Origin of the sequence: Nocardia sp. NPDC058518, from assembly GCF_042719655.1 — a bacterium.
Lineage (GTDB): Bacteria > Actinomycetota > Actinomycetes > Mycobacteriales > Mycobacteriaceae > Nocardia.
The window spans coordinates 16085-35710 of sequence record NZ_JBHXNJ010000039.1; the positions used below are offsets into that span (position 1 = coordinate 16085).

The 19626-nt window shown below is 67.6% G+C and carries 21 protein-coding genes; 4 read left to right on the forward strand and 17 right to left on the reverse strand.

From position 1 onward, the window contains the following. Positions 1–104: 104 nt before the first annotated feature. The 15 genes from ACFWPX_RS36085 to ftsH all read right to left on the reverse strand — a co-directional run bounded on the left by ACFWPX_RS36085 (position 105) and on the right by ftsH (position 13560). On the reverse strand, positions 105–467 hold the full coding sequence (locus tag ACFWPX_RS36085) for an Lsr2 family protein (protein WP_266297504.1): 363 nt from the start codon (positions 465–467) through the stop codon (positions 105–107). 115 nt (positions 468–582) lie between these two features. After that, a complete protein-coding gene (lysS, locus tag ACFWPX_RS36090; RefSeq protein WP_378933380.1) occupies positions 583–2049 on the reverse strand; it encodes a lysine--tRNA ligase in 1467 nt (488 codons plus the stop codon). Between the two features lie 259 nt (positions 2050–2308). Further along, entirely contained in the window at positions 2309–2731 is a 423-nt protein-coding gene (locus ACFWPX_RS36095; protein ID WP_378933383.1) for a rhodanese-like domain-containing protein, read from the reverse strand. An 8-nt stretch (positions 2732–2739) separates the two neighbouring features. Continuing rightward, a complete protein-coding gene (locus ACFWPX_RS36100; protein WP_378918464.1) occupies positions 2740–3336 on the reverse strand; it encodes a cysteine dioxygenase in 597 nt (198 codons plus the stop codon). A gap of 127 nt (positions 3337–3463) precedes the next feature. Further along, complete coding sequence (locus ACFWPX_RS36105; protein ID WP_378933320.1) at positions 3464–4246, reverse strand: type III pantothenate kinase; 783 nt, start codon at positions 4244–4246, stop codon at positions 3464–3466. 22 nt (positions 4247–4268) lie between these two features. Further along, entirely contained in the window at positions 4269–4688 is a 420-nt protein-coding gene (gene panD / locus ACFWPX_RS36110; protein WP_378918468.1) for an aspartate 1-decarboxylase, read from the reverse strand. A gap of 12 nt (positions 4689–4700) precedes the next feature. Next, positions 4701–5657, reverse strand: a complete 957-nt coding sequence (gene panC, locus ACFWPX_RS36115; protein ID WP_378933324.1) for a pantoate--beta-alanine ligase — start codon at positions 5655–5657, stop codon at positions 4701–4703. Then, positions 5657–6607, reverse strand: a complete 951-nt coding sequence (locus tag ACFWPX_RS36120; protein WP_378918472.1) for a Rossmann-like and DUF2520 domain-containing protein — start codon at positions 6605–6607, stop codon at positions 5657–5659. The genes panC and ACFWPX_RS36120 overlap by 1 nt, the downstream gene beginning before the upstream one ends. A gap of 246 nt (positions 6608–6853) precedes the next feature. Next, positions 6854–7927 (reverse strand): DUF6779 domain-containing protein, encoded by a 1074-nt coding sequence (locus ACFWPX_RS36125; RefSeq protein WP_378933326.1) that lies wholly within the window; start codon positions 7925–7927, stop codon positions 6854–6856. A 68-nt stretch (positions 7928–7995) separates the two neighbouring features. Next, on the reverse strand, positions 7996–8469 hold the full coding sequence (locus ACFWPX_RS36130; RefSeq protein ID WP_378918476.1) for a DUF3180 domain-containing protein: 474 nt from the start codon (positions 8467–8469) through the stop codon (positions 7996–7998). After that, entirely contained in the window at positions 8463–9002 is a 540-nt protein-coding gene (folK, locus tag ACFWPX_RS36135) for a 2-amino-4-hydroxy-6-hydroxymethyldihydropteridine diphosphokinase (protein WP_378933329.1), read from the reverse strand. The genes ACFWPX_RS36130 and folK overlap by 7 nt, the downstream gene beginning before the upstream one ends. Next, the gene (gene folB, locus ACFWPX_RS36140) at positions 8999–9421 is read right to left on the reverse strand and encodes a dihydroneopterin aldolase (RefSeq protein ID WP_378933332.1); all 423 of its coding nucleotides are present in this window, start codon (positions 9419–9421) and stop codon (positions 8999–9001) included. Before folB ends, folK begins: the two co-directional genes overlap by 4 nt. Further along, a complete protein-coding gene (folP, locus tag ACFWPX_RS36145) occupies positions 9418–10287 on the reverse strand; it encodes a dihydropteroate synthase (protein ID WP_378933335.1) in 870 nt (289 codons plus the stop codon). Before folP ends, folB begins: the two co-directional genes overlap by 4 nt. Next, positions 10284–10853: a GTP cyclohydrolase I FolE gene (gene folE / locus ACFWPX_RS36150; RefSeq protein WP_378918646.1), complete on the reverse strand. Its 570-nt coding sequence runs from the start codon at positions 10851–10853 to the stop codon at positions 10284–10286. Before folE ends, folP begins: the two co-directional genes overlap by 4 nt. Positions 10854–11181: 328 nt before the next feature. Beyond that, on the reverse strand, positions 11182–13560 hold the full coding sequence (gene ftsH / locus ACFWPX_RS36155; RefSeq protein ID WP_378918484.1) for an ATP-dependent zinc metalloprotease FtsH: 2379 nt from the start codon (positions 13558–13560) through the stop codon (positions 11182–11184). Positions 13561–13784: 224 nt separating this feature from the next. Here ftsH and ACFWPX_RS36160 point away from each other — a divergent pair, with 224 nt between their 5' ends. Next, positions 13785–14771: a hypothetical protein gene (locus tag ACFWPX_RS36160; protein ID WP_378933338.1), complete on the forward strand. Its 987-nt coding sequence runs from the start codon at positions 13785–13787 to the stop codon at positions 14769–14771. Between the two features lie 23 nt (positions 14772–14794). Here the strand turns inward: ACFWPX_RS36160 and ACFWPX_RS36165 are convergent, their stop codons facing one another. Continuing rightward, positions 14795–15652, reverse strand: coding sequence for a DUF1266 domain-containing protein (locus ACFWPX_RS36165; RefSeq protein ID WP_378918488.1), 858 nt, complete (start codon positions 15650–15652; stop codon positions 14795–14797). Between the two features lie 125 nt (positions 15653–15777). On the opposite strand from ACFWPX_RS36165, the gene ACFWPX_RS36170 reads away from it, so the two are divergent. The 3 genes from ACFWPX_RS36170 (at position 15778) to ACFWPX_RS36180 (ending at position 18994) form a co-directional block, all read left to right on the forward strand. Next, entirely contained in the window at positions 15778–16050 is a 273-nt protein-coding gene (locus ACFWPX_RS36170; RefSeq protein WP_378918490.1) for a DUF2277 domain-containing protein, read from the forward strand. A 109-nt stretch (positions 16051–16159) separates the two neighbouring features. Further along, on the forward strand, positions 16160–17710 hold the full coding sequence (locus ACFWPX_RS36175; RefSeq protein WP_378933341.1) for an aldehyde dehydrogenase family protein: 1551 nt from the start codon (positions 16160–16162) through the stop codon (positions 17708–17710). 387 nt (positions 17711–18097) lie between these two features. After that, positions 18098–18994, forward strand: coding sequence for a LysR family transcriptional regulator (locus tag ACFWPX_RS36180; RefSeq protein ID WP_378918494.1), 897 nt, complete (start codon positions 18098–18100; stop codon positions 18992–18994). Here the strand turns inward: ACFWPX_RS36180 and ACFWPX_RS36185 are convergent. Beyond that, complete coding sequence (locus ACFWPX_RS36185) at positions 18991–19485, reverse strand: amidase family protein (RefSeq protein ID WP_378933344.1); 495 nt, start codon at positions 19483–19485, stop codon at positions 18991–18993. The two genes, ACFWPX_RS36180 and ACFWPX_RS36185, sit on opposite strands and share 4 nt — an antisense overlap. Positions 19486–19626: the final 141 nt, after the last annotated feature.

Genomic DNA, 19626 nt, shown 5'->3' on the forward strand with positions numbered 1-19626 from the left:
GCTGTTGAGGTGCCGTTGCGTACGCGACGAAGGAGCAAGCAACGGTGCCTCAACAGCGGGACCGGCGGGGCCGCGAACCACGCGGCGCCCGCGCCGCCAAAAAATCAGCTCTTGCCGACTTCTTTGTTGTACGCGTCGGTGATTTCCGCCGAGATACGACCGCGGGCCGAGACCTTGTGGCCCTTACGGCGAGCCCATTCGCGAATTGCCGCGCTCTGTTCACGGTCCATGGAAACGCGGCTCTTGCCCTGCGGCGCGGGTGCACCGGCGGCCTTCACCCGGCGACGGCCACTCACACGGCGGGCGTTGGCGACCCACTCGTCCAGGCCTTCGCGCAGGCGCGCCGCATTTGCGTCCGACAGATCGATCTCGTACGACACCCCATCGATAGCGAACTCGATGGTCTCGTCCGCGATGGACTCACCGTCGACATCGTCGATCAGGCTAACGGTGACCTTCTTTGCCATGAGATGAACGTCCTCTCGAAATCGTCAAGCCTGCCTCCAGGCCGAATACCCGAGGCAAGAATACCCCGAAATGCGAAATTTCCAACATGGGGTCTTCACCCCATGAATTCACTGGTCAGCGACTAGTGGGTCGCACAATCGGGAACAGGATCGTTTCCCGGATTCCCGAACCCGTGAGTGCCATCAACAAGCGATCGATTCCCATACCGGTTCCGGTGGTCGGCGGCATGCCGTGTTCCATCGCCGTGAGGAAGTCTTCATCGAGCACCATGGCCTCGTCATCGCCTGCCGCGGCCAACCTCGCCTGGTCGACGAAGCGTTCCCGCTGGATCACCGGGTCTACCAGTTCCGAATAGCCCGTTGCCAACTCGAAGCCGCGAACATAGAGGTCCCACTTCTCGGTGACACCGGACTTGCTGCGATGCTGACGGGTCAGCGGTGAAGTCTCGACCGGGAAGTCGCGAACGAAAGTCGGTGCGTAGAGCTTGTCGCCATACGCGTGCTCCCATAGTTCTTCGACCAGTTTCCCGTGACCGTAGCCCTTGCCGGAAGGAATTTCCAGACCCACCCGATCGGCGAGTGCGAGCAATTCCTCGACCGAGGTTTCCGGAGTGACCTCGACACCGATCGACTCCGACAGCGACGGATACATCTCGACGGTCGTCCACTCGCCACCGAGATCATATTCAGTGCCGTCGGCAAGTGTCACAAGGAGGGTGCCGAATGCCTCTTGCGCGACTTCCTGGATCAATTCCCGGGTCATCGTCGCCGAGTCGTCATAGGTGCCGTAGGCCTCATAGGTTTCCAGCATCGCGAACTCGGGCGAATGGGTCGAGTCGGCGCCTTCGTTGCGGAAGTTCCGGTTGATCTCGAAGACCTTCTCCAGGCCACCGACCACGCAACGCTTGAGGAACAGCTCCGGCGCGATACGCAGGAAAAGGTCCATGTCCAGCGCGTTGGAACGGGTGACGAACGGGCGCGCGGCGGCGCCGCCGTGGATGGTCTGCAGCATCGGGGTCTCGACCTCGAGGAAACCACGGCGCTCGAGCGCGTTGCGCAGCGCACGGACCACATTCACGCGGGTACGGGCCATTTCCCTGGCCTCGGGACGCACGATCAGGTCGACATAGCGCGCACGGACGCGCGACTCCTCGTTCATCTCCTTGTGCGCCACCGGCAGCGGGCGAAGCGACTTGGCCGCCATCGACCAGGAATCGGCCATCACGCTCAATTCGCCGGTGCGCGAGGAGATGACCTCGCCCTGCACGAACACGAAGTCACCGAGGTCGACATCGGCCTTCCAGGCCGCCAGCGCGTCGGCACCGACACCGTTGAGGCTGATCATCGCCTGCAGCTTGGTGCCGTCGCCTTCCTGCAGCGTGGCAAAGCACAGCTTGCCGGTATTACGAACGAAAATGACGCGTCCCGCGATACCGGCCTGCAGACCGGTCTGGGTGTCGGCTTCCAGATCCGGGTAGGCGGCGCGGATTTCGGCCAGCGTGTGGGTGCGCGGCACCACCACCGGATAGGCCTCACCACCCGCGGTGAGCAGCCGTTCGCGCTTGTCCCGGCGAATCCGCATCTGCTCGGGAACATCGATGTCCACAGCGGTTGTGGCGGCGCGGCCGGGTGCGGCGGGGTTAGGAGTGCTCACATCCGACAACATTAGCGGCACCCCCGAAATGGATTACCTCCGCCCACAAAGAACAGGAGGCAAACCCCACCCCGCACCGACCATTCCCCCACCGGATGCAATCAACGTCACAGAACCGAAACACAAACCACCCGCGACGGCCTCTGATTCGCCACGTGGACAACCCAACTCGCGGGCGGCGACCCCCTTACAGCGAAGCCAGCGCGTCGACCTCACGGGCGAAATGCGGGACACCGACGCCGACCGTCAACAACCCCGCCGACTTCAACGCCTGGTATCCGCCGATCACATCGCTGGCCCGGTGCAACCCCAACTCCTGCAAGGCGGCCGCGGCCAAACTCGACGTGTACCCCTCCGAGCAGAAAATGATCCACTCCACATCATGATCTACGGCGAGGGACAACCGTGCCGACGAGGTCGGATCCAGCCGCCATTCCAGGACATTCCGCTCGATCACCAGCGCGCCGGGGAGCGAGCCTTCGCGCACCCGCTGGGCGGCGGGCCGGATGTCGACCAGAATCGCGCCACGCTCCAGCGCGGTGGCCACGTCGTACACGTACACCCGATCCAATCGCGCGCGCGCGTTCTCGAGCATCTGATCAATCGACAAACGGCTCATCACAGATCACCTTCGGGCTGGTCGGTGAGGACGGTTTTGGTTCGGCGCAACGTGCCGTGGCCGGTCACTTCGTAATACGACATCGCCGACAACGGCGGGGAATAGGCGTGCACGCTCAAGGTGGGATCCAGCGGGCCGACGGATTCGGCGGCGGCGGGCGCGCGCACCACGTCGTGCACCCAGCCGATCGGGAACGATGCCTGATCACCCGCGGCGAGCGTGCGCCTGCGTAACTCCGAACCATTCCAGCGATATTCCGAGAGGGCGCCGCTGAGCACGGTCAGCGCACCGAGCGAGCCGGCGTGATCGTGCAAATCGGTGAATTTGCCCGGCGTCCAGCTGATCAGCCAGACATCGACCTCGTCGTCGTGGGAAAGACGGGTCGCCCAGCGTTCGTCGGCAGGCCAGATGCCGTCGGCGGGCAGGAGGTGGTCGAAGCGGCCGGAGAGCACGTCTTCGGCGCCTTCGTCGGTGAGTCGCAGCAGGTCAGCGGGACGCAACCGGGTCGGCAATGCCGAGGCGATCGCCCGGTCGAGCGGGGGCGTCGCGGAGTATTCGTCACGTGCGGACGGAAGGGAAAGGACAGAAGAACGCATGAGCGCATCTCCAGGAGGTGAGAATCGGTCGAGGGAAAACGTCAGCCTCGAACGGTCGAGGCAGATTAGCCTCGACAACACTCCTGGGTGCTCACACGGAAGATCACGAGCGATAGTTTAGCAGACACTACTTTTTGTTGCGCTCGTAGACATGACGCAGACCGGTCAGCGTGAGGTGCGGCACGTGCTGGTCGATCGTTTCCGACTCCGGCACGATCAGCGGTGCGCCCGCCCCCGTGGCGACAACGGTGACGTCGGTGCCCGCGAACGCGTCGAATTCGTCACGGATGCGGTCGACCAGGCCGTCCACCAGCCCGGCGAAGCCGAAAATCGCGCCGGACTGAATGCACTCCATGCTGTTCTTGCCCACCACCGAACGCGGTCGCGCCAGCTCGACGCGGCGCATCGCACTGCGTTCCACCAGCGCCTCGGCGGATATCTCCACACCGGGCGCGATCACGCCGCCGAGGAATTCCCCCTTGGCCGAAACCAGGTCGACGCAGATCGCGGTGCCGAAATCGACGACGATCGCGGGCCCGCCGAAGCTACGGAAGGCGGCCAGGCAATTGACGATGCGGTCGGCGCCGACTTCCTTCGGATTGTCGACCAGCAGCGGAATGCCTGTTCGCACCCCGGGTTCCACCAGCACGTGCGGCACATGGGACCAGTACCGCGCGAGCATGGCGCGCAGTTCGCGCAGCACCGGCGGCACGGTCGACAGCGCCGAGACGCCGACGATCTGGTCGAGGTCGTCGCCGACCAGGCCGCGCACCTGCATCGCGAACTCGTCGGCGGTGATCAGCGGATTGGTGTGAATCCGCCAGTGCCGCACCAGTTTCGCGTGTTCACCGCTGCCGGAGAACAGGCCGAGCTCGATCCCGGTGTTGCGGACGTCGATCGTCAGCAGCATTGTTCCAGCCCCCCCGCCGCGCTCAGGCGAACGACAGTGAACGTGGTGAGGTGAGGCCGGAGCCCTCCGGCGCGTGCGCGGGGTCGCTGCCCAGCTCCACCGGACGGTTGCGGTCGTCGACGAAGACCACCTTGGGGTCGTAGTCGCGGACCTCGGCCTCGTCCATCTGGCCGTAGGCGATGAGGATGACCAGGTCACCGGGGTGCACGAGATGGGCGGCGGCACCGTTGATGCCGATTACGCCCGAACCGCGCTCGCCCGCGATCACGTAGGTCTCGAGGCGGGCGCCGTTGTCGATGTCGACGATGCAGACCTGCTCACCCTCGAGCAGATCGGCGGCGTCGAGCAGGTCCTGGTCGACGGTCACCGAGCCGACATAGTGCAGGTCGGCATGGGTCACGGTGGCACGGTGGATCTTCGACTTCATCATGGTGCGCAACATCGTCGTCGCCTTTCAGTGCGCCTGCGAGGCAGGTAGGGAGTTCGCGTCGGGGTGCCCATCGATCTGGGCGCCGAGTACAACGGGAGCGTTGTCGATCAGGCGGATGTCGCCGAGTTTGGCGGCGACCAGCAGGCGGGCGTTGCCCGCGGTGGGAGCCGGGCCCAGGTTCGAGTCGCGCAGTTCGAGGTAGTCCACATCGAGTCCGTCGACCGCGTCGAGGACCGAGCGGGCGGTCTGCACAACCGCGTCCGGGCCGAGACCCGCGGCATGGCGGCCCGCGGCGAGTGCGGCCGACAGGGCAAGCGCCGACTCGCGCTGGGTGGCGTCGAGGAAGCGGTTACGCGAGGAGAGCGCGAGGCCGTCGGGCTCGCGGACCGTCGGGTAGGCGACGATCGTGGCGTCCATGTTCAGGTCGCGCACCATCTGCCGGATCAAGGTGAGCTGCTGGTAGTCCTTCTCACCGAAGTACGCCTCGGAGGCGTGGGTGATGTTGAGCAGCTTCGCGACAACGGTGAGCATGCCCGCGAAGTGCGTCGGCCTGCTGCCGCCTTCGAGCTCGGCACCGAGCGGGCCGGGCTGGACCGTGGTACGCATGCCGTCCGGGTACATGTCGGAGACGGTCGGCGCGAAGACCAGGTCGACGCCCTCGGTGCGGAGCAGTTCGAGGTCGGCGTCGAGGGTGCGTGGATAGGCGTCGAGGTCTTCGTTCGCGCCGAACTGCAACGGGTTGACGAAGATCGAGACGATCACGACCTGGTTGGCGAGCTTGGCCTGGCGGATGAGCGCCAGATGACCCTCGTGCAGCGCGCCCATGGTCGGCACGAAACCGACCGTGCGTCCGGCGCCGCGCAGGGCCTTGGCGACGGTGTCGAGCACCTCGGGGTTGTGATGCACGGTCAGGACGCCCGCTTTGAAGGCGCCGGTGGCGCGCGCGCCGCCCTGGTGGTGATGCACTTCTCGGGGTTCCATCAGTGGCCTTCCTTGGCGAGGAGCTCCAGCAGTGCCGGATCGGTTTTTGCGAGTTCGGCGGTGCGCAGCGAGTTGGCGCGGTAGGCCTCGGCCAGGCGGTCGTCGACCTGCTCGAGCGCGGCGAGGTGGGCGGCCACGGCATCGACATCGCCGCGGGCGACCGGACCGGTCAGTGCGGCCTGGCCGCGGCGCAACGCGTTGTCGAGGGCGGCCGAGGCGAGGGGGGCGAGCAGACGTTCGGGGAGGCCGCCGGGCTGATCGTCGACCAGCGGCTGGCCGAGCAGGCCGGGGCCCGCGAGGGATTCGCGCAGGGCAGCGACGGCGTCGACGATCACCGTGACCAGGTGATTGCTGCCGTGGGCGAGCGCGGCGTGATAGAGCGAACGCTGGTTTTCCTCGACGCGGACCGGTTCGCCACCCATCTCGATCACCAGCGCCTGCGCGATGGCGTAACCGACCTCGTCGGCGGCGGTGACGCCGAAGCAGGCGTTGGCGAGGCGGGCGATGTCCTCGTCGTGGCCGGTGAAGGTCATGGCCGGGTGGATCGCGAGGCCGAGCGCGCCCTGTTTCGTCAGCGGCTCGAGAATCGCGACGCCGTTGGCGCCGGAGGTGTGCACGACGATGGTGCCGGGGCGGACCACGTTCGCACCGGCGAGGCCGCGGACCAAGCCCGCCAGTTCCGCGTCGGGAACCGCGAGCAGGAGTAGTTCACTGCGCTGGGCGACCTGCTCGATCGGCAGGACCTGCGCTTCGGGCAGCCGGGTACGGGCGCGATGCACCGAGGCGTCGGAGATCGCGGCGACACCGAAGACCACATGGCCGGCTCGCTCGAGCGCTACGCCGAGTGCGGAACCCACTCGTCCCGCCGAGACGATTCCTACCGTCAGTCGTGCGGGCGCTGGGTCGACACTCGTATTCGCGCCATCAGGGTTGACACTTCTCGAGGTCAACGTTGTCCTCTCGATTGCGTTCCAGTCCCGCGGTGCGGGTACCAGACGTTCCGAGTCGAGGATAGAGGGGTTTGTGGGCCACGCGCCATCACCCCCCACCGTGATCTAGCGCACGGCCGCCTCTCCGCGTCTTCAGGCCAGATCTAGGTGGGTGAACTGCGGTGTTGGCGGCCGGCGGTGAGGTGATGGGGTGCGTTTGCTCGTGCCCGGGGAGTTACCGATGTTCTTGCGAAATCAGTTGGTGCGTCAGCGGGTGGATTCTGATTCCAGGTTGGCCATGATGTCGGCCACCGATAGTCGGGTGGTGCCTTCGGTTTCGGCGCGGCGGCGTCGGCGGGAGCTGGTGCCGACCGACGGGGCCTTTTCGGGGCGGGTGGCCGGGGGCTGGGTGGGCTCCGGGTCGGCTGCGGCTGCGGGGGCCGGGGTGGGTTCGGCTGTGGCGACCGGGGTCGGGGTGGGCTCGGCGGCAATGGGTTCGGCCGGAGCGGGGGTCGTCGAATTGCCGTTGGTGGTGGGCTCGGTCGGGAGGACCGCGTCCGTGACCTGGCGGGTGTTCGGCGAGGACAGGCGAGGCGGGGGTGTCTTTCCCGACGGGCTGGACGGCGCGGCGGGCTGCGGGGCGGCGGCCGCCTGCTGGGTTTCGGCGTATTCGTCGAGCTGGACGGCCGAGGTTTCGGCGGTGACCGGGTCGTCGTAGGGGTCGGCGAAATTGGCCGAAACCGGCTGCATGAAGACGGGTTTCAGTGCGCTGGGCGGTTGCTGCCACGGGCCGAACCAGGCGGCGGTGGCATCCTCGGGGCTATCGACGAAATCGTGGTCCGGCTCGTCGAAGGCATTGAAGCCACCGGCGGGCAACGCGTCGATCCGCACGGCATCGGCCTGGAGCGCCGGTTGCTCGTCGGGTAGCGCGCCCTCGAAGAGGACCTGCAGATTCTGGCGCAGCAGGGTCAGCTCGGCACGCAGCGCCGCGATTTCGGAGGAGTCGGCGCCGACTTCGGCCCGCACCCGCGCCTCGACACCCATCTCGTACTCACGGCGCGCGTTGATCTCACGCTCGAGCTGCAACTCGTACACCGTCTGCAGATCGCGCACCTTCGCTTTGTCGACGGCCGCGTCCTTGCGGTAGCGGGTTGCCGCGAGCGCGCCGATCACCGCTGCCCACAGGGCTGCTACCAGGCCGATCCGGACGTACTGGACGTTTTCGCTGAAGATCAGGAAAACACTGGCCGTCAGACCGAGCAGGATGAGGAAACCGACGAAGAATTTTCCCGCGTCGTCCCGCCGTCGTCGGGGCGCCGTGCTGCGGGAGGGTGAAACCATGAGGGCCAGGGTAGCCGGAAACTGCTGGTGGGCCCACCAAAGGTTGCGGAGATTCCATTCGCAAGTTGCTATGTGGTAGCGGGATCCTCGTGTGGGTCCTCAGGTGCCCGGCAGCAATACTCCAGCCACAAAGCCGCAGCAACCAGGGCTGAACCGGCGAGCAGACCGACCACCGCGCCCGGCGAATCGGCAGCAGCCGCGGTCACGGTCCCGCGCTGTGGGAAAACCCACAGCAGAAATCCCAGCCACACACCGGCAGCCAGCGAACCCACCTGCAGCGACGCCTTCGCCAATGCCACACCCCTGGCGACGTTGATCGGATGCATCTGACCCGAGCCGTCGCCGATCTGCTCATCGGCGATCTTGGCTTTGATCGCGAACCCGAGCGCCGCCTCGATCGCGGCGACCGGCAGCAACGAGGCACCGGCGGCCACCGAGATCGACGGGAAGTTGGAATAGGCGAACCGGGTGGCGACCCAGGCCACCGCCGCGGCCATCACCACGTTCAGCGCCAGGTCGAGTACCCGGGTGGGTTTCAGCACGAGTCGGCGCTTTCGTCGCGTAGCACCAGATCGGTACGGACCACGCCGTCCTTTTCCGCCGGTTCGAGTCCGGCGAGCAGCTCGGTGATCGGGCGCGCGGCACCGTCGACGAGCAGGTGCGCGGACGGTTCGACGGCCAGCCACGGAATGAGCACGAAGGCCCGGTTGTGTGCCTGCGGGTGCGGCAGGATCAGCGTGGGGTCGGTGTCGCGGGCGATCGCCGTGCCGGTGTCGTCGGTGCACTGGACCACGTCCACGTCGAGGGTGCGCGCGCCCCAGCGGATCTCGCGCACGCGACCAGCCACCTGCTCGAGCTCCTGACCGAAACGCAGCCAGGCGTAATCATCGAAGGCCGGATCTTCAGCTGTGACAACAGCATTGAGGTAATCGTCTTGGTCGACACCACCCCACGGCGCGGTCGTGTAGACCGGCGAGACCGCAACGACCCGCTCCCCCAGCGCGTCGAGCACGCTGCGCAGATGCGCGAGCCGATCGCCCAGATTCGAGCCGATCGAGAGCACCGCGCGAGTCATCGCCGCGACTCCGGGGCCACCGTGCGGAACCGGGTGGCCACCACGCGCACGTCGGTGAACGTGTGCGGGATCGGCGCCGACGGCTTGTGCACGACCACCTCCACCGCCTCGATCCTCGGGTCGGCCATCACGTCGTCGGCGATCTCGGAGACCACCGTTTCGATCAGATTGCGGGGCGGACCGGTCACGATGCGCACCGCGCGCTCGGCGAGGGCGCCGTAGTCGACGGTGTCGGCGAGGTCGTCGGACGCGGCGGCCGCGGCGAAATCGACCCACACCGTCAGATCGACGATGAATTCCTGGCCGTCACGACGCTCGAAATCGAACACACCGTGCCTGCCGAACGCGCTCAGCCCGCGCAGCTCGATCCGCGACGACGCGGGCCTGCCTGCGGGCGGCGGCAGCAGGTACGAGTTCATCGGGTAGCTCCTCGGGCTTCGGTGGCTCGGCGCCAGGCATCGGCGACGGCGATGGCGTCCAGGGAGGCTCGGACGTCGTGGACGCGCACACCCCAGGCGCCGTGGCCTGCGGCCAATGCGGACAGCGTGGCGGTGGCGGTTTCGCGGCCGTCAGGGGGCCGGGGGCCGGACTCGTCGGCGAGCAGGGCGCCGAGGAAGCGTTTGCGGGAGGCGCCGATCAGGATCGGGAAGCCGCCTGCCACCAGTTCCGGGAGGGCAGCCAGCAGTTCCCAGTTGTGTTCGGCGTTCTTGGCGAAACCGAGGCCGGGGTCGAGGATCAGCCGGTCCGGGGTCACTCCGGCGGCGACGGCCAGGTCGACCTGGGCTGCTAGTTCCGCGCGGACCTCGGCGACCACGTCGTTGTAGTGGTCGGCGGGGCCGGTGTGGCGGTAGTCGGCGTCGGCCCGCCAGTGCATCAGAATCCACGGCACGCCGGCTTCGGCGACGACCTTCACCATGTTCGGGTCGGCGCGACCGCCGGAGACGTCGTTGACCACCGAGACACCTGCCGCCAGCGCGGCCTCGGCCACCTCGGCACGCATGGTGTCGACGCTGGTCGGCACACCCGCGGCGACCAGCCCGCGGATCACCGGAGCGACCCGGGCGGCCTCGGCGGCGGGATCGACCCGGTCGGCACCCGGCCTGGTGGATTCACCACCCACATCGACGATATCGGCGCCTGCCTCGTACAGCTCGACACCGTGCGCGATCGCGAGTTCTGGATCGAGGTAGCGACCGCCGTCGGAGAAGGAATCAGCGGTCACGTTGACCACTCCCATGACCACACACGATCGGTGGTCACGGGCGGTCACCAGTGGCTCGCTCATTTGCGCAGGATCAGGTCCAGCGCCTCGGATCGCGAGGCGGCATCGGTCTGCAGCTGGCCGCGCACCGCCGAGGTGGTGGTGCTCGCGCCGGGCTTGCGGATCCCCCTCATGGCCATGCACAGGTGCTCGGCCTCGACCACCACGATCGCGCCGCGCGGATCCAGCCTGCGCATCACCGCGTCGGCGATCTGGCTGGTCAGCCGCTCCTGCACCTGCGGGCGCTTGGCGTAGAGATCGACGACACGGGCCAGCTTCGACAGCCCCGTCACCCGGCCGTGCGAGCCTGGGATGTAGCCGACGTGCGCGACGCCGTGGAACGAGACCAGGTGGTGCTCGCAGGTGGAGAACATCGGGATGTCGCGGACCAGTACGAGTTCCTGATGACCCTCGTCGAACGTGGTCGCCAGCACCGCGTCGGGCTCGGTGTAGAGCCCGGCGAACATCTCCCGGTAGGCACGCGCCACCCGGGCTGGCGTGTCGAGCAGACCGGGGCGGTCCGGGTCCTCGCCGACGGCGAGCAGCAGCTCACGCACCGCGTTCTCGGCGCGCGCCTGATCGAACGGCATACCGGTCGCCAGCGCCGTCAGCACCGACGGACTCGTCGCACCCAGCTCACCTGCCGGATCGAGATCCTGCTTGTTGGCCGACAACTTCTCCGCACCTCCGTGATATTTGCGGCTGGCGCCGCGGGTCCTCGGCCCTGTTCCCCGCCTCTTCCCTCCCTCCGGGCACTCCTTCGTCGCACCCTCCGCTCAGTCCAGAGGCGGGCGGGCCGAGAACCAGAGCCGAAAGTCGGCGACCACCCGACATTCGACGGCCGAGCGTAATCCGAGAACCAGTGCCGAACGCCGGTACTTGTTCGGCATTCGACCTTCGAGCGTAGTTGGCCACCGGTCAGTGGCGGCCGTTCGGCCCTTCCCACTCTTTGTTCTCCTGATCGGCGTCACGCACGGGCGGCTGCGGCTGGGCACCCCACGGCTGGAAGCCGTCGCTGGCGTGCCGTGGCTGCTGCTGCTCGGGCCGACCCCAGGCACTGCCCTGGTCCTGTGGCGGTTGCGGCTGCTGCTGCGGGGGCTGCGGCTGCTGCTGCGGTGCCTGCTGCTGCTCCTCGCGGGGCGGCCAACCGGGAGCCGACCATCCGGCCGGTGCGCCGTAGTCGGGCCGCGAACCGTGCGTCCCCGACTGCCGGGGGAACGCCTGGGTCGGCGCGGCGGGCAGCGGGTAACCGGCGGCGGGCGGTGCGGGCTGGCCATAAGGCTGGCCCGGAAAACCGTTGGGCTCGACCGGCGGCGCCCCGTTGGGCACCGGCACCGGCGCGGGCTGCACCGGCGGCCACGGCTCGCCGCGCTCCACGGCCAGCTCGCCCGGCGTCTTCACCGGCGGCTTGTCCGACGGATGCCGGTCACCGAAATCGTTGAACGCGGTGATCCGCGGACGCTTCTCGACACCGGCCAGGATCGTCTCGAGATCCTTGCGGTGCAGCGTCTCGCGCTCGAGCAGCGCGGTGGCCAGCGAGTCGAGCTGCTCGCGGTATTCGCTCAGGATCGACCATGCCTCGGTGTGCGCGGCCTCGATGAGGTTGCGCACCTCCTCGTCGATCTCGCGGGCGACCTCGTGCGAGTAGTCGGACTGCACGCCCATCGAGCGACCGAGGAACGGATCGCCCTGCTCCTGGCCGTAGCGCACGGCGCCGAGGCGGGCACTCATGCCGTACTCGGTGACCATGCCGCGGGCGATCTTGGTGGCCTGGTCGATATCGGAGGACGCGCCGGTGGTCGGCTCGTGGAACACCAGTTCCTCGGCGGCGCGGCCACCCATCGCGAAGACCAGCCGGGAGATCATCTCCGAGCGGGTCATCAGGCCCTTGTCGTCCTCGGGCACCGTCATGGCGTGACCACCGGTGCGGCCGCGGGCCAGGATGGTGACCTTGTAGACGGGCTCGATATCGGGCATCGCCCAGGCAGCAAGGGTGTGGCCGCCCTCGTGGTAGGCGGTGATCTTCTTCTCGTGCTCGCTGATGATGCGGCTCTTGCGGCGCGGGCCACCGATGACGCGGTCGACCGACTCCTCGAGCGATTCGCCGGTGATGACCGAACCGTTCTCGCGGGCGGTGAGCAGCGCGGCCTCGTTGATGACGTTGGCCAGATCGGCGCCGGACATGCCGACGGTGCGCTTGGCCAGACCCTCGAGGTCGGCTTCCTGCGAGATCGGCTTACCCGCCGAGTGCACCCGCAGGATCGCGCGACGGCCGGCCAGGTCGGGGTTGCCGACCGGGATCTGCCGGTCGAACCGGCCGGGACGCAGCAGCGCGGGGTCGAGGATGTCGGGCCGGTTGGTGGCCGCGATCAGGATGATGTTCGAGCGATCGCCGAAGCCGTCCATCTCGACCAGCAGCTGGTTGAGGGTCTGCTCACGCTCGTCGTGACCACCGCCGAGGCCCGCACCGCGCTGGCGGCCGACCGCGTCGATCTCGTCGACGAAGATGATGCACGGGCTGTTCTGCTTGGCCTGCTCGAACAGGTCGCGCACGCGGGAGGCACCGACACCGACGAACATCTCGACGAAGTCCGAACCGGAGATGGTGAAGAACGGCACCCCGGCCTCACCCGCGACCGCGCGGGCCAGCAGCGTCTTACCGGTTCCGGGCGGCCCATAGAGCAGCACGCCCTTGGGGATCTTCGCGCCGAGTGCCTGGTAACGAGCCGGATTCTGGAGGAAGTCCTTGATCTCGTAGAGCTCTTCGACGGCCTCGTCGGCACCGGCCACGTCCTGGAACGTGGTCTTGGGCATGTCCTTGGTGAGCAGCTTGGCCTTGGACTTACCGAAGCCCATCATTCCGCCACGGCCACCGCCCTGCATGCGCGACATCACGAAGATGAAAAGGCCGACCAACAGCACCATCGGCACGATGAACAGCAGCAGCTGGGAAAGCCAGCTCTCCTGCTTGACAACGGTGTCGTACGGCGCGCCGGACTTCTGCACGGCGTCGAGGATCTGCGCGGAGTTCTCCCCACCACTGGGGTACTTGGCGACGATCTTGGCGTTGTTGCTCGTGGCCTCGTTGCCGTTGTTCAGTTCGATGCGGAGCTGCTGCTCCTTGTCATCGATCTGCACGTTCTTGACGTTCGCTTTGTCCTCGAGCTGGGTCAGCGCCACGGAAGTGTCGACACTCTCCCAGCCGCGCGTGTCATCGCTGAGAAAGCTGAACAGCCAGATCATGAGCATGATGCCCGAGATGATCGCCAAGGTGCGAAACACTGTCTTGCGGTTCATAGAGCGTCGGCCGGACGGCCCAGTCCTTTCCGGTTATTACTCCGGGTGTGCTAGCGAAGCGTCGAGATCGGCGGGTTTCGGATGCGGACATGCCACGTTACCGCGTACGGTCTAGTTCGATACATCGCGCAGTTCGGCTGCTGGTGCAGTTGCACTGGTAAACGGCCGGAGAACGCAAGAGGTTCCCGAACGCTCCGACCGGGTTGTGGCAAGTGGCCACAATCATGTCATGCCCGCCTTATCGTGGGCGACGACACAACTACAGCGCAGGGGGTATAGACATCGTCGAGCTACGAACACCCACAGCGATTCTGCGCCACGGCGGTGGACGGCTCGTCGTCCTCCGGCCGGGTACCGACGGCGAACGTGTTCTCGACGTTCCCATTGCCGATCTGCTCAAGGTGCGCCTCAATCGGCGCGCCGACGAAGCGGTGGTGATCGAGATCTATCTGCGTTATCCCACGGCGGTCCTCACCGGGGTTCCCGCCGACCGCACTCCCCTTCCGGTGCTCATCGCTGAGCACGACGTGCCTGCCGCCCTCGGCATCGTCGACCGGATCAACGACCAGATCATGGCGACCCAGCGCATCGACGTGGCCGCGCCGGATCTCACCCCGCCCGCTCCCGAGTGGGGAAAATCGGGTCCCACCCGCGCCGATGTCGAGCGCGCCGTGCGCCGCATGGCGCCGCGCAAAGACGCCCGATCGGCCGTCACCGCGCTGAACCGGTACGTCACCCCCGATGAGTACGTCTTGGAAACGGCCATCGCCGTGGCCACCCCGCCCGCGGGATCGGGCACCGGCCTGCTCGCGGCGACCACTTCCCGGGTGCTGTTCATCTCCATCGGCAGCGGCGAACGCTATGCCTTCGAATTGGCGGTGGCGGCGATTCTCGGCGCCCGCACCGTCGAGGGCACGCGCTCGGCGCCGGGCGAGGTCGATACGCGCCACGGCGGATCCGGCATCGACATCAACGACGGCAATCGCACCCTGCATTTCGCGGGCGTCGATCGCGCCGATACCGAACGGGTCACCTGCGCGGTGAACTTCGCCGTCCGCAGGCAGGCCGCCGACGGTGCCGCGGGGCCCGCCGACCCGGGTGTCAACCAGCTCTACGCGGAGTGGGAATTACTGGTCGAGCGGCATTCGCTCGGCATGGTCGACGACACGCAATTCCAGCGCTACGGCCGCGGGATTCTGCGCAGCCTGTAATCACCGGCGGCCGAACCGAATACTCAATTCGGTTCGGTCGCTTCGGTTTCCGCCTTCTGCTCCGGCTCGTTGAGCTCGATCCGGCGCCACGGGCTGGTGGGCCTGGTCCACAGCCGCACCAGTTCCATCCGCCGGTCGACGCCGCCGTTCTTCAGTTCCGCGAGGTCCTCGGTGGCCTGCCAGTAGGTCCAGCCGGTGAGGTAGGCGTCGCCGAACTGGCGCCAGTTGCGGTAGCGACGCTGCGCGGGGACCAGCGCGCGCATGCAGTACTCCCACGCCACGTCGGCGTCGATGTAACCCGCGGTGAACGCCATGCGGGCCACCGCGACGACGCGGGCCAGATCCCAGGCGTGGATGTCGTTGGGTAGTGGGCGCGATAGATGGTCGGTGAAGCCGATCTTGATGGCCTGGGCCCAGATGTCGTAGTCGCGGACCAGCGCCTCAGGGTTGTCCATCCCCCGAAACGAACCGACCTGACGGAGAAACGCGCGCTGCTTGTCGGCACGCTCACCGAAACGGTCACGCTCACTGGCATTGACCGAGGCCATCACCAGTGGATGCACCAGCGAATACAACGGTCCGTGCATGCCCTCGAGCAGCTGCTCCATCGAGGCGCGGGCTTCGGTGCCGTCGGTGATGCCCCAGGCACCGGTGAGGGTGTCGATGGCGAGTTCACGGCGGTCACCGAGTGGGTGCTCGCGTTCGGGGCCGAGCAGCATCGCGTCGTGGAAGGCGTCCCAGCGCGTGGAATAGAAGGCACCGAGTGCGAGTGCGCGCAGTTCGTCGTCGCTCACACCCGCGCCCGACCAGTGATCTTCTTCGCGCTCATCTAGTTCCGGGTAGGGAAAAGTGGTCAGCGCTGGTACTCCCCTGGCAGGCATGCGGCCGAGTCTAGTGCGGTGACGCCGATCACGGGCGGCCTGCGAATCTCACGTGGGTTACGAGATTTTCAGATCCGCTTATTCTTCGCCTGTCGTGTCATGCCTCACAGGTCTATGGTTCTGTCATGTGTAGAAATATCACCGTCTTGCGTGGTCTGGAGCCTGCCGCCACCGAGCAGGAGATCTACGCTGCCGCCTTGCAATATGTGCGCAAAGTCGGCGGCATCTCCGGCCTGAGTAGCGCCACCAAACCCGCCGTCGACAAAGCTGTCGCGGCCATCGCCGCGGCCACGACAGCGCTGCTGGCCGAGCTCCCCGATCGCCGGGTCCCGCCGCCCACCGAGCCGCCGCTGCGCCGGATCGCGGCGCGCGAGAGTGAGGTTCAGGAAACGCCATAGATACCGCACCGATTTCCCTACTCCTGAGTAGGTACGCCGCCTCCTCATTGCTGGGACGCGCGCGATAGTTCGGTGAGCTGAATTCTTGACAATGCGTGAGGAGCGACCGGTGAGCGAACTCGACAAGACCGCCGCGGTGATCGAAGTACACAATCCGGCGACGGGCGAACTCGCCGGTACCGTGCCGGTCACCACGCCGGACGACGTGGCGGCCGCGGTGCGGGAACTGCGTCTTTATCAGCCCGAATGGGAAGCGATCGGACCGGCGGGCCGCAAGATGTGGCTGCTGAAGATGCAGGACTGGCTGATCGACAACACCGAGCACCTGGCCGCGGTGCTGCAGTCCGAGACCGCCAAGCCGCGTGTCGACGCGATCATCGATCCGGCGTTCGCGGTGGACATCCTCGGCTACTACGCGCGCCGGGCGGGCAAGTTCCTCGCCGACGAGCACCCGTCCCCGCACAGCCCGCTCGCGCGGGTGAAATCGCTGACCGTCGCCTACCGGCCCTATCCCGTGGTCGGGGTGATCACGCCGTGGAACTTCCCGCTCGCGATGCCCGCGATCGACGTGTTCCCCGCGCTGGCCGCCGGCGCCGCAGTGATCCTCAAGCCGTCGGAGGTGACGCCGCTGTCCGCGGTGGAGCTGGCCCGCGGCTGGGCCGAGATCGGTGCCCCGCCGGTGTTCAAGGTGGTCACCGGCGCGGGCGCGACCGGCGCGGCCGTCGTCGAGAACGCCGACTACATCCAGTTCACCGGTTCCACCGCGACCGGCCGCAAGATCGCGGCCACCTGCGCGGAGCGGATGGTGCCCTACAGCCTCGAGCTCGGCGGCAAGGACCCGGCGATCGTGCTCGCTGACGCCGACATCGACCGCGCCGCGCACGGCATCGCCTTCGGCGGCATGTTCAACGCCGGGCAGGTGTGCATCTCGGTCGAGCGGGTCTACGTCGAGGCGCCGGTCTACGACGAGTTCGTCACGAAGCTGACCGCGGCGGTCGCCGCGCTGCGCCAGGGCGCCGACGGTCGCGAATCGAAGAACGACGTCGGCGCGCTGGCCAACGAGAACCAGGTGCAGATCGTGCAGCGCCACGTCGACGACGCGGTGGCCGCGGGCGCCCGCGTGACCACCGGCGGCAAACGCACCGGCGTCGGCACCTTCTTCGAGCCGACCGTGCTCGTCGATGTGGACCATTCGATGTCGTGCGTCGCCGAGGAGACCTTCGGCCCGACGCTGCCGGTGATGAAGGTGGCCGACGAGGCCGAGGCGATCCGGCTGGCCAACGATTCGATCTACGGCCTCTCGGCATCGGTCTGGACGGGCGACAAGGCGCGCGGCGAACGCGTGGCCAGGCAGTTGAACACGGGCGCGGTGAACATCAACGACGTGTTCTCGAACCTGTTCAATCCCGCGATGCCGATGGGCGGCTGGGGCCTGTCCGGCGTCGGCGCGCGCTGGGGCGGTGCGTCGGGCCTGCGGAAATACTGTCGCGCGCAGGCGATGACGAAGCCGAAGCTGCCGACCATGGGCAAGGAATTGTTCTGGTACCCGTACGACATGAACAAGCTTGTCGTCGCGGTCGCCGCGATGCGGGCCGCCGGTGCACGTGGGATGCGCCGGATCGACCTGCCCGCGGTGCTTCGCCTCAAGAAGAGCGAGTAGCTGTTTTCCGGCTGCGACGCGCACTCGCGCGCAGCCGGATTCGCCGCCTTCGAAACTTGTTTGTGACGAATGTCACCCCCTAACCTGCCGAGGCGCGGGCGCCGTGGTCAGCGGCACCTTTCGGCGCGCACGGTAGCGGCGCGGCGCGGGCCACATCCGCGCAGCGAGTGTGAACGCTGACGCATTTTCGCTGGTCAGCTGCCCAGATACACCGCAGATCCGCTCCACAGCCGATCGCCGCGAGCAATAGACAATCCGATGGTGCAGCTCACCATGTCAGGCCATATGCTGTGCGTTACCAACCTGGTGACTGTTTTGATCCACCTCCGCGAACTTCCTTGCCCGTTTTGGCTGGATTTTCCCGACCGATTCTGATAGCAAGGTGCTATGGACCCGCATTTGCGCGATCTGCGGTATTTCGTCGCCGTCGCTGAGGAACTGCATTTCACCAACGCCGCACAGCGGTTGCACATCGCTCAGCCGACGTTGTCACGCCAGATCCGCCAGCTCGAACGCCAGCTCGACGTGGTCCTGTTCGACCGCAACCAGCGCAGTGTCGCCCTTACCGTCGCCGGTAAGGAACTCCTCGAAGGCGCACGCAAGATCCTCGAGCTGTGGGAGGTGACCAACGTGTCCCTCCAGGAAGCAGGCGAGGTGCTGCGCGTCGGTATCCAGTCCGCGCTCGGCCGTGGTCTGCTCAACGACCTCGAGAGCGCGAGCGGTCACCGCCTCGCCCTGCACGCCGCGTCGTGGAACGACCCGTCCAGTGGCCTGGCCGGTCGACAGGCCGACCTGTCGCTGGTGTGGCTGCCGCTGCCCGACCCCAACCGTTATCGCTGGCAGGTGCTGCGCACCGAGCCGCGCTGGGTGCTGCTGCCCGAAACGCACCCGCTGGCCGAGCAGGACAGCATCGACTTCGCCGATCTGCTCGACGAGTCCTTCGTCGCCCTGCCCACCGAGGCGGGCGCGGTGCGCGACTTCTGGCTCGGCAACGATGCTCGCGGCGGCAAGGCGGCCAAGATCGGCGCCGAGGCGGCCACCCCCGAGGACAAGCTGGAGGCCGTGAGCCTCGGCCTCGGTGTGTGTCTGCTGGCCGAGAACAATGTGCCGATGTACCGCTGGCCCGGGCTGACCGCGCGTCCGGTCGCCGGTCTCACCCCGTGTGAGCTGGCGGTGGCATGGCGGGCCGACGACACGCGCCCGACCATTCTGGAATTCGCCGGTCGCGCAGTCGACGGCGGTTTCTCGGAGCCGACACCGCAGCCGCAGCCGATCGCGGTCTAAGCCTGATTCGACAGTTCCAGTTGGGCGGCGAGGCCGAGCAAGGTGGCCTCGCTCCCCGGCGGACCGACCAGTTGCGCGGCCAATGGGGTGTGCGCCTCGGGGTGCGTACCCATCGGCAGTGACGCCGCGGGCCAGCCGAGCAGATTCCACAGCCCGGTGAACGGCGCGTAGCGCGCCGAGGACACGACATTCGCGAGCCACCCGCGCCCGCTCCACTGCCGGGCCTTCGGCGGCGGCGCGGCGAGCGTCGGCGTGATCACCACGTCGAAGTTCTCGAAGAATTCGAGCAGTCTGGCTTCGGTCCGGTCGATCTGGCTGGGGCGCACCAAGCCAAGACGCCGGATCACTCGGCCGAGCGCCAGATGACGCCGGGTGCGTTGCTGGAGTAGTTCGGGCTTCGTGAGCGCGTCGGCGTCGGCCAGACCCGCGCTCGGCCAGCGCAGCAGCATCAACAGCGCCGTGTCGCCGTAGGGCAGCTCGACCGGTTGCACCTCGTGCCCGGCCACCGCCGCGGGGGGGGCCCCCCGGGGCGCCGCGGCCGCCCGCGACGCCACCCAACGGGGCCCGCGCGGCCGGGGGGGCCCCCGCCCCCCCGGGCCCGCCCCCACCGCGCCCCCCGCCCCCCGGCCCTA